This is a genomic window from Lacinutrix venerupis (assembly GCF_001971745.1).
Taxonomy (GTDB): Bacteria; Bacteroidota; Bacteroidia; order Flavobacteriales; family Flavobacteriaceae; genus Lacinutrix; species Lacinutrix venerupis.
This window is the reverse complement of record NZ_CP019352.1, coordinates 729,781-746,180: the sequence shown is the minus strand read 5'-3', so window position 1 is coordinate 746,180 and position 16,400 is coordinate 729,781. Positions and strand designations below refer to the sequence as shown.

At 30.0% G+C, this 16,400-nt stretch carries 16 protein-coding genes; 8 read left to right on the top strand and 8 right to left on the bottom strand.

Annotated features, from left to right (window positions below):
* Positions 1-130: 130 nt before the first annotated feature.
* The 5 genes from tig to BWR22_RS03280 form a co-directional block, all read right to left on the bottom strand.
* Positions 131-1,459 (bottom strand): trigger factor, encoded by a 1,329-nt coding sequence (gene tig / locus BWR22_RS03300; RefSeq protein ID WP_076732013.1) that lies wholly within the window; start codon positions 1,457-1,459, stop codon positions 131-133.
* Between the two features lie 93 nt (positions 1,460-1,552).
* On the bottom strand, positions 1,553-2,242 hold the full coding sequence (locus BWR22_RS03295) for a hypothetical protein (RefSeq protein ID WP_156875564.1): 690 nt from the start codon (positions 2,240-2,242) through the stop codon (positions 1,553-1,555).
* 78 nt (positions 2,243-2,320) lie between these two features.
* Positions 2,321-2,671 carry a phage holin family protein gene (locus BWR22_RS03290; protein WP_076732011.1) on the bottom strand — a complete coding sequence of 117 codons (351 nt, stop codon included), beginning with the start codon at positions 2,669-2,671 and terminating at the stop codon, positions 2,321-2,323.
* A 19-nt stretch (positions 2,672-2,690) separates the two neighbouring features.
* On the bottom strand, positions 2,691-3,455 hold the full coding sequence (locus BWR22_RS03285) for an alpha/beta fold hydrolase (RefSeq protein WP_076732010.1): 765 nt from the start codon (positions 3,453-3,455) through the stop codon (positions 2,691-2,693).
* On the bottom strand, positions 3,455-4,168 hold the full coding sequence (locus tag BWR22_RS03280) for a pyridoxine 5'-phosphate synthase (protein ID WP_076732009.1): 714 nt from the start codon (positions 4,166-4,168) through the stop codon (positions 3,455-3,457). The genes BWR22_RS03285 and BWR22_RS03280 overlap by 1 nt, the downstream gene beginning before the upstream one ends.
* Before the next feature lie 92 nt (positions 4,169-4,260).
* Between BWR22_RS03280 and BWR22_RS03275 the strand changes: the two genes are divergently transcribed.
* From BWR22_RS03275 to murI, 8 genes are all read left to right on the top strand, one after another.
* Entirely contained in the window at positions 4,261-4,920 is a 660-nt protein-coding gene (locus BWR22_RS03275; protein ID WP_076732008.1) for a CBS domain-containing protein, read from the top strand.
* 3 nt (positions 4,921-4,923) lie between these two features.
* Positions 4,924-5,799, top strand: coding sequence for an NAD kinase (locus tag BWR22_RS03270; RefSeq protein WP_076732007.1), 876 nt, complete (start codon positions 4,924-4,926; stop codon positions 5,797-5,799).
* Between the two features lie 139 nt (positions 5,800-5,938).
* Positions 5,939-6,631 (top strand): type IX secretion system protein PorG, encoded by a 693-nt coding sequence (gene porG, locus BWR22_RS03265; protein ID WP_076732006.1) that lies wholly within the window; start codon positions 5,939-5,941, stop codon positions 6,629-6,631.
* A 1-nt stretch (position 6,632) separates the two neighbouring features.
* The gene (locus BWR22_RS03260) at positions 6,633-7,370 is read left to right on the top strand and encodes an isoprenyl transferase (RefSeq protein WP_076732005.1); all 738 of its coding nucleotides are present in this window, start codon (positions 6,633-6,635) and stop codon (positions 7,368-7,370) included.
* The gene (gene bamA, locus BWR22_RS03255; protein ID WP_076732004.1) at positions 7,342-9,954 is read left to right on the top strand and encodes an outer membrane protein assembly factor BamA; all 2,613 of its coding nucleotides are present in this window, start codon (positions 7,342-7,344) and stop codon (positions 9,952-9,954) included. Before BWR22_RS03260 ends, bamA begins: the two co-directional genes overlap by 29 nt.
* Positions 9,955-10,193: 239 nt before the next feature.
* Positions 10,194-11,201 carry an OmpH family outer membrane protein gene (locus BWR22_RS03250; RefSeq protein ID WP_076732003.1) on the top strand — a complete coding sequence of 336 codons (1,008 nt, stop codon included), beginning with the start codon at positions 10,194-10,196 and terminating at the stop codon, positions 11,199-11,201.
* 38 nt (positions 11,202-11,239) lie between these two features.
* Positions 11,240-11,749 (top strand): OmpH family outer membrane protein, encoded by a 510-nt coding sequence (locus BWR22_RS03245; RefSeq protein ID WP_076732002.1) that lies wholly within the window; start codon positions 11,240-11,242, stop codon positions 11,747-11,749.
* A gap of 80 nt (positions 11,750-11,829) precedes the next feature.
* Positions 11,830-12,612 carry a glutamate racemase gene (gene murI / locus BWR22_RS03240; protein ID WP_076732001.1) on the top strand — a complete coding sequence of 261 codons (783 nt, stop codon included), beginning with the start codon at positions 11,830-11,832 and terminating at the stop codon, positions 12,610-12,612.
* A 145-nt stretch (positions 12,613-12,757) separates the two neighbouring features.
* On the opposite strand, the gene BWR22_RS03235 is transcribed toward murI, so the two are convergent.
* The 3 genes from BWR22_RS03235 to BWR22_RS03225 are packed head-to-tail and all read right to left on the bottom strand — an operon-like array spanning position 12,758 to position 16,233.
* Positions 12,758-13,273, bottom strand: a complete 516-nt coding sequence (locus BWR22_RS03235; protein WP_076732000.1) for a gamma carbonic anhydrase family protein — start codon at positions 13,271-13,273, stop codon at positions 12,758-12,760.
* Positions 13,274-13,310: 37 nt separating this feature from the next.
* Positions 13,311-14,048 (bottom strand): LytR/AlgR family response regulator transcription factor, encoded by a 738-nt coding sequence (locus BWR22_RS03230; protein WP_076731999.1) that lies wholly within the window; start codon positions 14,046-14,048, stop codon positions 13,311-13,313.
* A 1-nt stretch (position 14,049) separates the two neighbouring features.
* Positions 14,050-16,233, bottom strand: a complete 2,184-nt coding sequence (locus BWR22_RS03225; protein ID WP_076731998.1) for a histidine kinase — start codon at positions 16,231-16,233, stop codon at positions 14,050-14,052.
* Positions 16,234-16,400: the final 167 nt, after the last annotated feature.

Genomic DNA, 16,400 nt, shown 5'->3' with positions numbered 1-16,400 from the left:
CTTTAAAAGGGCCATAAATGTATTGTTAAATCAGCAGTTTTCAAACTTTTTAAGTTGAATTTAACGCTAATAAAATAGGCATTGAATTACAAATAATTCAATGCCTAAATATAATGATTTTATAATTAAATTATTTGTCTCCGTAAACCTCCTTAACAAACTTATCGTAAGTTAATTCTTTTGTTTTTACGTTTGCCTTTTCTTTATAAAGTGCTAATAATTTTTGGCTAACTACTTGCTCGCTTATACGCTTAACTTCTTCTTGATTAGATAGTACTCTTGCTGCAATGTCATCTAACTCTTTATCGCTAGGATTTGTTTGACCAAATTGTGCCATTTGTACTTTAATCATCGCTTTTGCGCTTTCTTTAACGTCTTCGAAATCAACTTTTATTCCGTTTGCTTCCATTAACTTTGCCTCAATAAGTTGGTAACGTAAACTCTTTTCAGACTTTTCGTATTCTTCTTTTGCTGTTGCATCGTCCATTGGATTTTCGCCTGCAGTTTGCATCCATTTTGTTAAAAATTCTGCTGGTAAATCAAACTTTGTATTTGCTACTAAATGCTCTGTAACATCATTTAAGAATTTTTGATCCGATTGTTGTACAAATTGCTTTTCGGCATCTTCTTTAATCTTTTCTTTTAATTCTGAAACCGATTTTACATTATCTTTTCCAAATAACTTATCAAACAATTCTTGATCTAAATCTGCAAGTTCACGTTTGTTTACTTCTGTAATCTCAAAAGTTACTTCTATATCTAAACCATGAGCCTTATCATGATCTACTTTTAATGCATGCATTAATTCGTGATCATCTTCGTAAAGACCTTTTGTTTTAAGTGTAATTACATCGCCAACTTTAGCTCCTACAAATTTCTTTTCGGTAGCTTTTCCTTTAAATTTATCTAAAGTTAGTGTTACTGTGTTTTCTATTTCTTCAGCTTCATTTTTATAAACTCCAGTTATTTCACTGTCTTTAGCTACTTCTTGTAATGCAACTAATTTACCGTATTGCTTCTGGATATTTACTACTTGATCATCAATTAATTTATCGTCTGCAACAATATTGTAATGCGTGATTCCTTTTTTTCCTTCTAAATCTACTTCGAATTCTGGTGCTAAACCTAATTCGAACTCAAAAGAAAAATTATCTGAATCCCAATCGATATCGTCTTGTGGTTTTGGTAATGGCTGACCTAAAACATCTAATTTTTCTTCAGTTAAATATTTATTTAGTCCTTCTTGAATTAATTTATTAACCTCATCGATTAATACAGCTTTACCGTATTGCTTTTTTACCATTCCCATTGGTACATGACCTTTTCTAAATCCAGGAATGTTTGCTGTTTTTCTATAATCTGTTAAGATTTTTTCAACTTTAGTTGCGTAATCATCTTTTTCGATTGCTACTGTTACTACAGCATTTAATGCATCTTTATTTTCTCTTGTAATATTCATTTTGAATAAAATTTTTAATGTAACCAAAAACGGAGTGCAAAAATACTACTTTTTTTACACTCCATCAAAGTTTTTAATTAGTTGTGTTTCAATCTATCTTTTAAATTTTATAGGAATCGAATTTATAGAAATTAAAGGCTTTGAATAAAATACATAATTGTTAGATTCAAAAGTAGCTTTCTGAGTATCAGTTAAATAATTTGTAACGCTATCAATACTTGAATAAAACTCAAGTTTAGCACTGTAATTTTTATTGTATTCAATATTAACTTCTTCTTCACCACGACCTATTTGATTAGAATTCTTAGGAAGGATTATATATGAAGTGAAGAAAAGTGTTTCATTTGGATGAATAACAATCATTTTATTTGTTAACGCTACATTTATAGTTTGCCATCTTCCCGATTTATTTTTTTCTCCAATCTTTCTGTAAAAATCATAATTCAAACTATCTTTTACAAAATTATATATATCATTTTCATTCGAAACAGGTTGAAAAAGAGGATATGTTACTTCGACAGCGTTATTTGAATCATCATAAACTATTAAGTTTTTAAATTCTAAAGACTCATTTTTACTAGGAAAAGCATTACCTGATGAGCAATTAACGTCTTTATAATCATCGCAAACAGAAGCAACAACATAGATGTTACTTGAGTAATTTGTCATTTTAAATTTAACTACATTAAATCCTATTTTTTTTGCTTTTTCAGAATGCACAAATGTTTTAGAACAATCTCCATCTTTGCAGTAAGCGGTTAAATATTCTGTTAGAATCTCCAATTCCAACTCTCCTTTTTGAGAACAACTAAATAGAAAAACACATAAGAATAGAAAAAAAATAAAATCATATTTCATTACTTAATTCTTTTTATCTTTTTTTACAAATGAATGCAGCAGCGATTGTAATATTGATAAAAGCACGCTAAATAAAATTGCCCACCAAATATTATTTACTGCAAAACCATCTATTAATTTATCTGCTAACAAAATAATTAATGCATTAACTACAAGCATGAATAAGCCTAAGGTTACTATGGTAATTGGTAATGTTAGGATAACTAATAAAGGTTTTACCAATAGATTTAAAATTGATAATACTACTGCAACAATAATTGCAGAAACATAACCATCAAGTTGTACGCCATTTAAAATATTTGCAAGCGCAAATACTGCTAAAGCATTTAAAAGAAGTCTTATAATTAAGTTCATATTTTTAGGTTTTAGAATTTCAATTTACAAAATTAATAACTGCGTTATAGAAATCTTTAGGGTTTTCGGCATGTAACCAATGTCCAGCATTTGAAATAGTTTGTATGTTTGCTTTACTAAAATGAGATTTTATTAAAGCTTCATCTTGATTGGCTATATATTCGCTCTTGTCTCCTTTTAAAAACAAAGTATTACCATCGAAATTAGAACCAAGAGGTAAGGCTTCGCCAACTTCGCTTACATTTTCTGTTAAAGACTCTAAATTTATTCTAAGACCCAAAACTCCTTTTTCTACCCAATATAAGTTTTTTAACAAAAATAGTCTAGTACCATAATCGCTAACATAATTTGCTAACTCTTCCTCTGCTTCTCCTCTACTTTTTATAGATGAAAAGTCTAAACTTGCCAATCCTTGCAAGATAGCATCATGATGAATAGGATAAAAACGTGGCGAAATATCTGCTACAATTAATTTATTTACATAATCTGGATACTGAGACGCAAAAAGCATTGCTGTTTTTCCTCCCATAGAATGCCCTAATAAAACGACGTCTTTTAAATTATAATTGTCACAATATAATTTTAAATCTTGAGATAGAACATCGTAATTAAAATCTTCGCTATGGAAACTTCTTCCATGGTTTCTTTGGTCTATTAAATGTACTTGAAATCCTGCTTCGGCAAATTGTTTACCTAATGTTTTCCAATTATCACTCATACCTAAAAAACCATGTAAAATTATAAATGGTTTTCCTTCTCCTATTATATTTGAATTTAGTTGCATTATTTTAATTTATTTAAGTACATATTTACTACATTTTCTATACCTAAATACAAGCTTTCAGATATTAAAGCATGCCCAATTGAAACTTCTAATAGACCTGGAATATTATCTTTAAAAAACTTTATATTTTCTAAAGACAAATCGTGACCTGCATTAACTCCTAAACCTATTTTGTTTGCTAGTTCAGCACAAGTTGCATAAGGTTTTATAGCCTCGTTATTACCTAAACTATATTGGTGTGCAAAACCTTCAGTATACAACTCTATTCTATCTGTTCCTGTTAATTTTGCTCCTTCAATTTGTTTTGTGTCTGGATCTACAAATATGGATGTACGAATGTTATTACGTTTAAATTCTGAAATCACTTCGGTTAAAAAATCTTTATTTTTTATTGCATCCCATCCTGCATTACTTGTTAAAGCATTAATACCATCTGGCACTAGTGTAACTTGAGTTGGTTTAATTTCAAGTACCATATCCATAAATTTTGTAATAGGATTACCCTCAATATTATACTCTGTATGTACAACTGGTTTTAAATCGTAAGCATCTTGATAGCGAATATGCCTTTCGTCTGGCCTTGGATGTATAGTTACACCTTCTGCTCCAAAACGCTGTACATCTTTTGCAAACTGAATTACATTTGGCACATCTCCTCCTCTAGAGTTTCTTAAAGTTGCTATTTTATTTATGTTTACGCTAAGTTTTGTCATTTCTTAATATGTGTTAATTAGTACAAAAATACAAAGTAGATGCACGAGATTGTTCTTATTTTTAATTAATTTGCATAAAATTGAAATGCAGCATGAATCTTTTAGATTACATAATAAACGATATAAAACCATTACTTAATACCGATAAGGTTAAAGAGATTCAATTACTTTTTAACCAATTAACCTATTCTCATATTCCTATTAAAAATGCAGAAGGTGTTTATTTAGGTTGTATTTCAGAAAACGATGCACATTGTTTTGATAGCGAAAAACCTATTCAAGATTACAGATATTCTGGCGAAGGTTTTTTTGTTAGGGAAGACACAAACTGGTTAGATATACTTGAAGCTTTTGCACAAAACTCGGCTAATATTATGCCTGTTTTGAGCAAGAAAAATGTATATTTAGGGTACTACGAGTTAAATGACATTATTAGTCTATTTAATGAAACGCCTTTCTTTTCTGAGGCAGGAGCTGTATTAATAATAGAAAAAGGTAGCGCAGATTATTCTTTTAGTGAAATTAGCCAAATTGTAGAATCTAATAATGGAAAATTATTAGGCTCGTTTATTTCAAAATTTGAAAATGATGTTACTCAAATAACATTAAAAATAGGGAATGCAAACCTTAATGAGATTATGCAAACCTTTAGGCGTTATAGCTATAATGTATTATCTGGACATGAAGATGATAATTATTTAATTGGACTTAAGGAACGTTCTGATTATTTAAACAAATACCTAAACATATAAATTATGAAGGTTGCTATTTACAGTCAGTATCCAAAAAAACAGTCTAAAGATTCTTTAAAAGCACTTACAAAAGAGCTATTAAAACTAAACGCCACATTATTTCTTGAACAAGATTTTTTTAATGATATAAAAACAGAACTTTCAAACCCATCAAATTACAAAACCTTTACAGTTTTAGATAAAAGTTTCGATTTATTTGTTAGTATTGGAGGAGACGGAACAATTTTAAGAGCCATAACTTTTGTTAAAGATTTAAATATCCCAATAATTGGAATTAATACCGGAAGACTAGGTTTTTTAGCAACAATACAACCTGAAGGCATTAAAGAAGCAATTCAGCAAATACAAAATAAAGAATATACTTTAAGTAAACGCACCTTATTATCTATTGAAACTTCTCCAGAGAATAACGATATAAAAGATTTAAATTTTGCTTTAAATGAAATAGCAATTAGTAGAAAAAATACAACTTCTATGATTACTGTTGAAACAAAATTAAATAACGAGTTTTTAACTTCTTATTGGAGCGACGGTTTAATAATTTCAACACCTACAGGCTCTACAGGCTACTCTTTAAGTTGTGCAGGACCAGTAATTACACCAGACACAACTAGTTTTGTATTAACACCTATTGCACCTCACAACTTAAGTGCAAGACCTTTAGTTATTGAAGACTCCACAACTATACAATTAAAAGTTAGTGGTAGGGAAGATAATTATTTAGTTTCTTTAGATTCTAGAATAGCGACTTTATCTAACGACACTATTATAACTATAAAAAAATCTCCTTTTACTATTAATATGATAGAATTAAACTCTGAAAGCTTCCTTACAACCTTAAGAAAAAAGTTGCTTTGGGGAGAAGACAAGAGAAATTAATCGCTTTTTTTAATAAAAAAACTATTCGAACTTTCAATTTTACAATAAATTCATGCTAATACTGTTTTAAACTGTAACTATTTGGCTTAAATTATTATAGGCTAATCTTATTTATTATATTTGCAAACTTTGAAGATTTATGAGGTATTTAACGCTTTTATTAATTACATTTTTAAGCTTACAACTTAGTAATGCTCAAATTAACGAATTTGGTATTTTTGTTGGTGGCAGTAACTTTATTGGAGATGTAGGCGCAACAAATTATATAGCACCAAAACAATTAGCTTTTGGAGCATTATATAAATGGAATAGAAGCAAAAGACACTCTTATAGAATCTCTTTAACCTTTACAGAACTTGAAGGTATCGATTTAGACTCTGATGACCCAAGTAGACAAATTAGAGGTTTAGAGTTCAACAATAATATTCTTGAACTTTCTGCAGGAATGGAATTCACTTTTTTTGATTTCGATTTACACAATGGTGGCAAAGTTTCTACTCCTTATTTATATTCAGGAATTAGTGTTGCTAAACATGATAATTTCTATTACAATTCAGACGGTAGTATTTACGACGAAGACACTTCTAGTTTAGCATTTGGAATACCAATGGTATTAGGTTATAAAGCTGCAATTTCTTCAGAATTTATTTTAGCTTTAGAAATTGGTGCGCGTTATACCTTTAGTGATGAGTTAGATGGTAGTATGCCAGACTCAGAATTAGCAGCTAGTAGAGCCTTTGGAAATTTAAATAATAACGATTGGTACACCTTTACCGGTATTACTTTAACATATACATTTGGTAGAAACCCATGTTTTTGCCCAGGACAATAATTTGGATACAAGTAAAATAAATAAAGATAAGTTACCTAATCATCTTGCCATAATTATGGATGGTAATGGTCGTTGGGCTAAACAAAAAGGACTTATTCGTGCTGTAGGTCATGAAAACGGAACAAAATCTGTTAGAGAAACTGTAGAAGCCTCTGCTAAACTAGGCATAAAAAACCTAACACTATATGCTTTTTCTACAGAAAACTGGAATAGACCAAAGCTAGAAGTAGATACTTTAATGAGGTTATTAGTTGCATCCTTAAAAAAGGAAATAAAAACACTTCAAAAAAATAACATTAAACTTAATGCTATTGGAAACCTAAATAACTTACCAAAAAAGGTTCTAAAAGAACTTAATGAGGTAATAGAATGCACTAAAAACAACACACACATGACCTTGACCTTAGCATTAAGCTACGGTTCTAGAGACGAACTGTTAAATGCCGTTAAGGAAATTAGCCATAAAGTTAAAAATAATATAATTTCTTCAGAAAATATTGACGAATCAATTATTAATGAGCATCTTTACACGCAAAATTTACCAGATGTGGACTTACTTATAAGAACAAGTGGAGAACAACGTATTAGTAATTTTTTACTATGGCAAATAGCGTATGCCGAATTATATTTTACATCAGTATTATGGCCAGATTTTACACAGCAACACTTATGTGATGCTATTATAGAATATCAAAATAGAGAAAGACGCTTTGGAAAAACAAGTGAACAAATTAGTTAAAAACAGACCTTTGAAAACAATTTTACAATACGCATTAATAATAGTATTCGCACTATTTAGTTTTTTTACACAAGCACAAGAACTTTCTTACGAGAATAGTAAAGAATATACTATCGCCGACATAAAAGTAGTTGGTAACACAAGTTTTAGCGAACAAACCATTATTACATTTTCTAAATTAAAAAAGGGAGATGAAATATTAATTCCTGGAGAAGAGATTAGTAATGCCATAAAAAAATTATGGAAAACAAATCTATTTAGTGATATTGAAGTTTACATTTCTAAAACTGAAGGAGATGCTGCTTACCTTGAAATTAGACTATCAGATTTACCTACACTAAACGAATTAAAAATTGTTGGTGTAAAAAAAGGAAAACAAGAAGCATTAATTAAAGAAAACAAGCTTCAAGAAGGTGTTAAAATCACAGAAAACCTAATTACTACAACAAAAAATTACATTCAAAATAAAAATAGAAAAGCTGGTTTTTTAAATACGAAAGTTAATATCAATACCATTCCTGTTGTAGATTCTTTAGACAATGCTAAAGTAAACATGGTGCTTACTGTAGATAGAGGTGAAAAAGTAAAAATTGACGAAATTAATTTTGAAGGCAACACTGTTTTAAGCGACAAAAAGCTTAGAAAAGCCATGAAAAATACGAAACAAAAAAATATTATTCGTATTCTAAAACGATCTAAATACATCGAAGCCAACTTTAAAGAAGATTTAGTTAGCGTTATAGACAAATATAAAGAAAACGGATATAGAGATGCTCGTATTATTTCAGACACTTTAATTAAAAAAAATGCAAAAACAATAAGCCTAAACATTAAAGTTGAAGAAGGAGATAAATACACCTTTGGCGATATTGAATTTATTGGAAATACTGTATACACAGACGATTATTTAAGACGTAAGTTACGTATAGAAAAAGGAGACACTTACAACGGTGTTTTATTAGAAAAACGCATAGCAGACAATACAAGTCCAGATGCAGACGATATTACAAACCTTTACCAAGATCACGGTTATTTATTCTCTACAATAAATCCAGTTGAAGTAAGTGCAGACGAAAATGTAATTGATATGGAAATTAGAATTTCGGAAGGTAAACCTACATATTTCAACAAAATTAGTGTTGTAGGAAACGAAAAAACTAACGACCATGTTATTTACAGAGAAATAAGAACAAGACCAGGAGAATTATATAGTAAATCTAACGTGGTACGTACAGTTCGAGAGTTAAGCCAATTAGGTTTCTTTGATGCAGAACAAATTGACCCACAATTTAAAAACGCAAATCCAGACGAAGGAACTATAGACATAGAATATGGTGTAGTAGAATCTGGATCAAGCCAAATAGAACTACAAGGTGGTTATGGTGGCGGTGGCTTTATTGGTACACTTGGTTTATCATTTAACAATTTCTCTTTAAAAGACATCTTTAAAAAAGATGCTTACAGACCAATACCAACTGGAGACGGGCAAAAACTTGCATTACGTTTACAAGCAAGTCGTTTCTACCAAACGTATAGTTTTCAATTTACAGAACCTTGGATGGGAGGTAAAAAACCAGTACAATTTTCTACATCTCTATCTCATACAAAACAATTTTTGTATGATGCAACAACTGGAAATGCAGACAAAGATAGAAGGTTTAACATTACAGGTTTAACATTAGGTTTAGCAAAACGTTTATCTGTACCAGACGATTATTTTACATTATCTCAAGCATTAAGTTTCCAACACTACGATTTAAAAAATTATAACACAGGACTTTTTACATTTGGAGATGGATCATCTAATAACTTAGCCTATACTATTGGTTTAAGTAGAAACAATACTTTTAACGATCCAGTATTCCCAACAGGAGGATCAAACTTCTCTATTACAGCAAAATTATCTCTACCATACTCTTTATTTAATGGAACAGATTACGAAGCGTTAGCAGAAGAAAGAGATGCAAACGAAGCTCTTTATGCCGACACAACAAACGATTCTGACGTTAGAGCTGCTGCTTCAAACAGAATTTCAGAAATAGATCAAGAACGTTTTAAGTGGTTAGAATTTTATAAAATAAAATTTAAAGGAGATTGGTACACAAAATTAGTAGATAAATTCGTTTTTAAATCTAGTTTAGAATTAGGTTACTTAGGTGCCTATAACCAAGATAGAGGTGTTATTCCTTTCGAGCGTTTCTTTTTAGGAGGAGATGGTTTAGGAACTTACAGTTTAGATGGTAGAGAAGCTATTGCCTTAAGAGGTTATCCAAATCAAGCCTTATCAGATAACGATGGTGGAACTATATTTAATAAGTTTTCATTAGAGCTTCGTTACCCAATTACCTTAAAACAATCTGCAAAAATTTATGCTTTAGGGTTTTTAGAAGGAGGAGCATCGTACAATAGTTTTAAAGATTATAACCCATTTAATTTAAAAAGATCTGCAGGTTTAGGTGTTAGAATATTTATGCCAGCCTTTGGTTTATTAGGTATAGACTTTGGACATGGTTTCGACCCATTACCAGGAGGTACCGTAAAGAACGGTTGGGAAACACACTTTATAATAGGTCAACAATTTTAATTCATAAAAGGTCTTTTTTAGTTAAAAAAAAGACCTTTACTTAACTATTAACTTTAGCAATTTTTTATTTTTGGCACGATATTTTCAATAACCACTTTGAGGATTTGATTAAAGAAATAAAATTTTTACAATTAAAATTCGTTATTTTGAAAACTAAGTGATTCAAAATAAGACAAAATCAAAAACTAGACTCTCTGTTTTTTTTGAATTTATGTTATTAAATATAAAAATATAACCAGATGAAATTTAAAGTTCTTTTTTTATTGACCATAGTATCAATACTATCTTTTCAAGCAAACGCGCAGCGCGGTGTAAGAATTGGATATATAGATACAGAATATATATTACAAAATGTTCCAGAATATTCTGCAGCAACAACGCAGTTAGAATCTAAAGTACAAAAATGGAAAAGTGAAATAGATCAAAAATTAAAAACTGTAGAACAGAAGCGTACCGATTTAAATAACGAAAAAGCGCTTTTAACTAAAGAGTTAATTGAAGAACGTGAAGAAGATATTGCTTTTGAAGAAAAAGAAATTTTAGATTATCAGCAAAAACGTTTTGGACCAAATGGAGATTTAATGATCCAAAAGAGACAATTAATGCAACCAGTTCAAGACCAAATTTTTCAAGCAGTACAAGATATTGCTAAAAATAAAAAGTATGATTTTGTTTTTGATAAATCTGCAGATGTAGTAATGTTGTATTCTGCTGAACGTTTTGATATAAGCGAACAAGTATTAAGAACCATTACACGCTCATCTAAAAGACAGCAATTAAAGTCTAAAAAAGACAAAAAAGCTGCAGAAGAAGAAGATGTAACTGTTGAAATAGACCATAGTAAAGACGCAAGACAAGAAGCTTTAGATAAGAAAAAAGCAGAAAGAGAAGCTTTAGTTGAAGCTAGAAAAAAACAAATTGCAGAAAAAAGAGCCGCTGCAATAGCTGCTAGAGAAAAAGCAAAACAAGAAAAATTAGACGCTAGAAACAAAGCGAAACAAGATAATGAAGGTGAAGAAGAAGAAGAAGGTGCTATAGAAAACAATGTTGAAGAAAAACAAGAAAACAGTGCTAGTGCGCCTAAAACTAGAGAAGAAATTTTAGAAGAACGCAGACAAAAAAAATTAGCAGATAGAGCTGCTAGAAAAAAATTACTTGAGGAAAAAAGACAAAAAATCTTAGAGGATCGTAGAAAAGCAAAAGAAGAAAAAGAAAGTGCTAAAGAAGACGAAAATCAAGACGATTAATATTAATAATTATAACACACACAAATACTAATTTAAAAATGAAACAATTTAAAACATTACTAATTGCAGCAGCATTATTTATTGGAGCAACAAGTTTAACAAATGCACAATCTAAAATCGCTCACATTAATACACAAGAGTTAATACAGTCTATGCCTGCAACAAAAGCTGCTCAAGCAGATATTGAAAGCGTTAGAGCAACTTATCAAGCAGATATTAAAGCAATGAAGCAAGAATTAGACACCAAAACAAAACGTTTTGATGCTGAAGCTTCAACAAAAACTCAAGAAGAGAACGAAAAGCGTTATTTCGAACTTCAGTCTGATACTCAAGCTATGCAAGAATATGCAGCAGACGCTCAGCAAAAATTACAAAAAAAGGAATTCGATTTATTAAAACCTATTACAGAAAAAGCTGAGGCTGCAATATTAAAAGTTGCAAAGGCTCAAGGTTTTAACTACGTAGTAGATTCTACTCCAGGAAGAGGTATTATTATGGCTGAAGGAAAAGATTTACTTGCAGATGTAAAAAAAGAATTAGGTTTCTAAGAAAATCTAAAACAAATAATATTTAAAGCCGACTTATTTAGTCGGCTTTTGTATTTTTATAAGCGAATACTTAAACAACTATGAGTAAACAGCCTATTGGCATATTCGATTCTGGTGTTGGTGGCACTTCTATTTTTAAGGAAATACATACATTATTACCTTATGAAAATTCTATTTATTTAGCCGATAGTATTAATGCGCCTTATGGACCAAAAGGAAAAGATAAAATTTTAGAGCTTAGCATTAAAAACACAGAGTTTCTTTTAGAAAAAAATTGTAAACTTATTGTAGTTGCTTGCAATACTGCTACCACAAATGCTATTAGTGTTTTAAGAGAAAAATATAGTGTTCCATTTATTGGTATTGAGCCTGCTATAAAACCTGCGGCTTTAAACACTAAAACAAAAGCTATTGGTATTTTGGCTACAAAAGGTACATTGTCTAGTGCTTTGTTTCATAATACATCTAACTTATACTCTAACGGGATTACTATTGTTGAGCAAAATGGAGAAGGTATTGTGCAGCTTATTGAAAATGGCAATCTAACATCTATTGAGATGGAAACATTGCTAAAAACCTATTTAAAACCAATGTTAGAGGCTAATATAGATTATCTTGTTTTAGGTTGCACGCATTATCCTTATTTAATACCTATACTTACTAAACTGCTTCCTAAGCATATTAAAATTATAGATTCTGGTTTGGCAGTTGCTAAACAAACTAAAGCTGTTTTAGAATTAAATAAATTATTAAATACTGAGATTCTAAATTCTAAAAATGAATTTTATATTAATTTGAAAAACACAGAAGTGATGCAAGCTTTATTAGGCAATAAATTTAAGGTTGATTTTTTAGCGTTTTAATGACACAGTGTCTTTAGACTTTACAATAACTTTTATTTAAAAACTATAGTTTGATTTAAAACCGCATTAGCGATTGCAGCATTGTTGGAGCTCCTCGATAGAGAGCGACTGCGGAAAGCGCGACCTGAAAGGTAATGCCCAAAATTTATTGTTTATACCAACTTGAATATTTTACATAATTATCTGCAATTCTATTTATTTCGTCATTAATTAGGTCTGGACTAATAGCTTTTACTTTTTTTGCAGGTACTCCTGCATAAATACTTCCGGATTCTACAACGGTGTTTTGTGTAACAACTGCTCCTGCTGCAACAATACTATTACTTTCTATTACGCAATTATCCATTACAATACTTCCCATACCTATTAATACGTTGTCATGAATGGTGCAACCGTGAACTATTGCATTGTGCCCAATAGATACGTTGTTGCCTATATTTGTTGGGTGTTTTTGATAGGTACAGTGTACTACTGCTCCATCTTGTACATTTACTTTATTACCAAGTTTTATGTAATGTACATCGCCTCGCAAAACGGCATTAAACCATATACTGCATTGGTTTCCTACTTGTACATTGCCAATTATGGTTGCATTTTCTGCTATGTAACAATCTTTTGGTAGTTGTGGCGATTTGTCTTGTATTGCTTTTATTATTGGCATAATTAGTTTTTTAATGTTTTTAATTAAGGTTGGTGTTTTATTTAAAATAAGATAGCAATTCTGATTTTTTTGATGGTGATACCATAACTTCTTGTCCGTTACTTAAAACAACGCTTCCTCCTTTTCCTTTTACATATTTTACTACTTCGTTTACGTTTACTAAATAACTTTTGTGCACACGTGCAAAATTGGAGTCTTTTAAGGCTTCTTGAAAATATTTAAGTGTTTTGCTTACTACTTTCTTTTTGTTTGTGTTTAGGTATATTTCGGTGTAGTTATCATCGGCTTTACAAAAAAGGATATCTGTTGTGCTTATTACTTCAAATCCGTCTTGTTGTGGTATGGTTATTTTACCGTTTACATTATTAGTGGTTTTTGGTACTAAAACTTGATCTTGAAGTGCGTTTTCTTTTGTTTTGATTTCTACTACGTAATCTACAGCTTTTATTAAATCGTCTATTGCTATAGGTTTCATTAAATAATAACTTGCATGTGCGTTTAAGGCTTCTATTGCATAATTGTTATAGGCTGTTACAAAAATGGTTTCGAAGTCTCTATCTCCTACTTTGTCTAACAAATCGAAGGCATTACCATAAGGCATTTCTACATCTAAAAACACCAAGTCCAGTGTGTTGTTTCTTATTAACTCTAAACCTTCGTTTATGTTTGATGCTTCTCCAACAACATTTACATTTGGGCAGTATTTTTTGAGATAGTTTTTAAGAATCTCTCTGCTTGCTTGCTCGTCTTCTACTATAATTGAGTTTAGTTTCATATTAATCTCTTTTTAAAGTTACAATAACTTTAGTTCCTCTATCTCCTTCTTCTTGGTAATTATCTATAAAAACATCTACTTTATCTTTATACATTTCGTTTAAAATGGCTACTCGTTTTTTAATATTACCCATACCTTTTGAGTTTTGCTTTTGCTGATTTTCGGTTTTTAATGCTTTAGATTTTTCACGACCTATACCGTTATCTGTAATGGTAATTGCTATTTCATTGTCGCTTTTTTTAGAAATTGAAATATCTAGTTTTCCTTTTTCTTTTTTATAACGCAAGCCATGCCAAACGGCATTTTCTATATATGGTTGTAAAAGCATTGGCGGTATTTGGTAACTGGCAACGTCTATTTTTTTATCTACAGTTATATTATAATCGAACTTATCTTGAAACCTAAAATGCTCGAGTTTGGTATATAACTCTAGTAATTCTATTTCTTTTTCTAAAGGAATAAAATCTTGTTCGCTGTTTTCTAAAACGGCTCGCATTAGTTTTGAAAAATCGCTTAAATATTTGTTTGCTGTGCGCTCATCGTTTGTTGCTATAAAACTATTTACAGAGTTTAATGCATTAAATATAAAATGAGGATTCATTTGGCTACGTAAAGACTTTAAAGCTAATAGATTATTTGCTAAACGTTGCTGCTTTATGTATTTATACATTAAATATGCAACAATAAGTAATAGTAATAAGCCTCCAATTAAAGAGTATATTATTATTTTTTGGTTTTTATTTTGTACTTGGTTTAGGTTGTATCTACTTTCTGATAATTCTCGATCATTCTCTAATGATGTTATACGGTTTTGCTGCTCTGCTATATTTTTATTAAAACGTGCTGCCTGTGCTATTTGCTGTTCTTTTTTAATGTATAATGCTTCTACAGATTTAGTATATTCTTCGTAAGTTTTTAAAGCTTTTTCGTAATCTCCAGATTCTTTATAAACTTCGGATAGTTTTCTAGTTGCATCTTTTTCTACAACTAAATCTTCACGTTCACTGGCTTTTGCTCTACTTTTTTCTAAATATGAAATGGCTTCATCGTAATTTTTTTGCATAAATAAAGCATTACCAATTTTATAGTTTTGCTTTTGTGTTGTAAAATCACTTTCGTTTTCTATTACAGAATCTGTTTCTATATCTTCAATATCTAAAATGGCTTCTTCTCTTAAGCGAATTTCATCATCAAAATTACGATTGGCATTATTAAAGTCTGCTACTTTTACTTTTTCCTTTACTGCTCTTTTTTTATTTTCTTGAGATGCAAGGTTAAGAGAGTTGGTATAATATTTTTCTGCTTTATCTATACTTCCGCTAGCATCAAAAGTTTGGGCTATTTTGGAATTTAAATCGGTAATTTTTGGTGTTATAAAATACTTTTTCGCAGTACTTAGTGCTTTTTCAAAAGAGGCTATAGATTTTGTGTAGTCTTTCATTTTATAGAAAACATCGCCAAGTCCTTCATTTAACTCTACTAATTGATAATTGGATAGTTGGCTTTGATTTAATGACTTTAAAATAGAAACACTTTCTTGATAATTATTATTCATCATATAAGCCTTAGCTAATTTTAGTCTAACATCATTAGAACTATAACTATTTAAGCTTATTCTATAATTAGAAACAGCCAAATCGTACTGTTTCCAATACATGTAAATATCTGCAAGAACTTCAAAAGCTTCAGAATTTTGTTTTGCCGAATTACTTTTTTTTAAGCTTTCGGTTACAAATTGTATACTTTTCTCGGCAGATTTCTTCTTATAAACTAATGCAGAATCTATTAAGTTGTTAAAAGAATTGTCTTGCGTTCTTTTGTGTAATTTATTATTCGAGTAGCCTTCTTTTGCTAAAACATTTATAGTAATACGCTCATCACTTTTTATAGTATAATAAATAGTTTCAAAATCTTTATGACTAATAACAAGCTCGTCTCCTATTTTTGCGCGTACTCTAAACTCTCCTGCTCCGTTAGACGAAGTGTAATCGCCACCATTTACCTGCACATTAACATTTTTAATGGCTTTACTAGTTTCTTCATCCTTAACCCAACCTCTTACATAAAAAAAAGCATCACTAGCTTTTTTGGCATCTGTCTCAATAGTATTGTTTTGTTGACTATATGCTGCAAAAGAGAAAAAAATAAGAAGATTTAAACAAATATATATTTTGATATGTTTCATTTTTATAAATACTAAAACATAAACTTACACACTTTAATTTGTATAATAAAATGGCAAAAGTTTAAAGTGAGTAGATTTTTTTTCAAAATTACCTTGTTTACTCATTTAAATAATTCATTCACTCATTATAAAACACCACTTACTCATTATAGTTTTTATTTCATTAA

Excerpts from the sequence above, each read along its gene's own strand:
- tig (WP_076732013.1), bottom strand. The coding sequence starts at position 1,459 with ATGAATATTACAAGAGAAAATAAAGATGCATTAAATGCTGTAGTAACA.
- BWR22_RS03290 (WP_076732011.1), bottom strand. The coding sequence starts at position 2,671 with ATGAACTTAATTATAAGACTTCTTTTAAATGCTTTAGCAGTATTTGCG.
- BWR22_RS03285 (WP_076732010.1), bottom strand. The coding sequence starts at position 3,455 with ATGCAACTAAATTCAAATATAATAGGAGAAGGAAAACCATTTATAATT.
- BWR22_RS03280 (WP_076732009.1), bottom strand. The coding sequence starts at position 4,168 with ATGACAAAACTTAGCGTAAACATAAATAAAATAGCAACTTTAAGAAAC.
- BWR22_RS03275 (WP_076732008.1), top strand. The coding sequence starts at position 4,261 with ATGAATCTTTTAGATTACATAATAAACGATATAAAACCATTACTTAAT.
- BWR22_RS03270 (WP_076732007.1), top strand. The coding sequence starts at position 4,924 with ATGAAGGTTGCTATTTACAGTCAGTATCCAAAAAAACAGTCTAAAGAT.
- porG (WP_076732006.1), top strand. The coding sequence starts at position 5,939 with ATGAGGTATTTAACGCTTTTATTAATTACATTTTTAAGCTTACAACTT.
- BWR22_RS03250 (WP_076732003.1), top strand. The coding sequence starts at position 10,194 with ATGAAATTTAAAGTTCTTTTTTTATTGACCATAGTATCAATACTATCT.
- BWR22_RS03245 (WP_076732002.1), top strand. The coding sequence starts at position 11,240 with ATGAAACAATTTAAAACATTACTAATTGCAGCAGCATTATTTATTGGA.
- murI (WP_076732001.1), top strand. The coding sequence starts at position 11,830 with ATGAGTAAACAGCCTATTGGCATATTCGATTCTGGTGTTGGTGGCACT.
- BWR22_RS03235 (WP_076732000.1), bottom strand. The coding sequence starts at position 13,273 with ATGCCAATAATAAAAGCAATACAAGACAAATCGCCACAACTACCAAAA.
- BWR22_RS03230 (WP_076731999.1), bottom strand. The coding sequence starts at position 14,048 with ATGAAACTAAACTCAATTATAGTAGAAGACGAGCAAGCAAGCAGAGAG.
- BWR22_RS03225 (WP_076731998.1), bottom strand. The coding sequence starts at position 16,233 with ATGAAACATATCAAAATATATATTTGTTTAAATCTTCTTATTTTTTTC.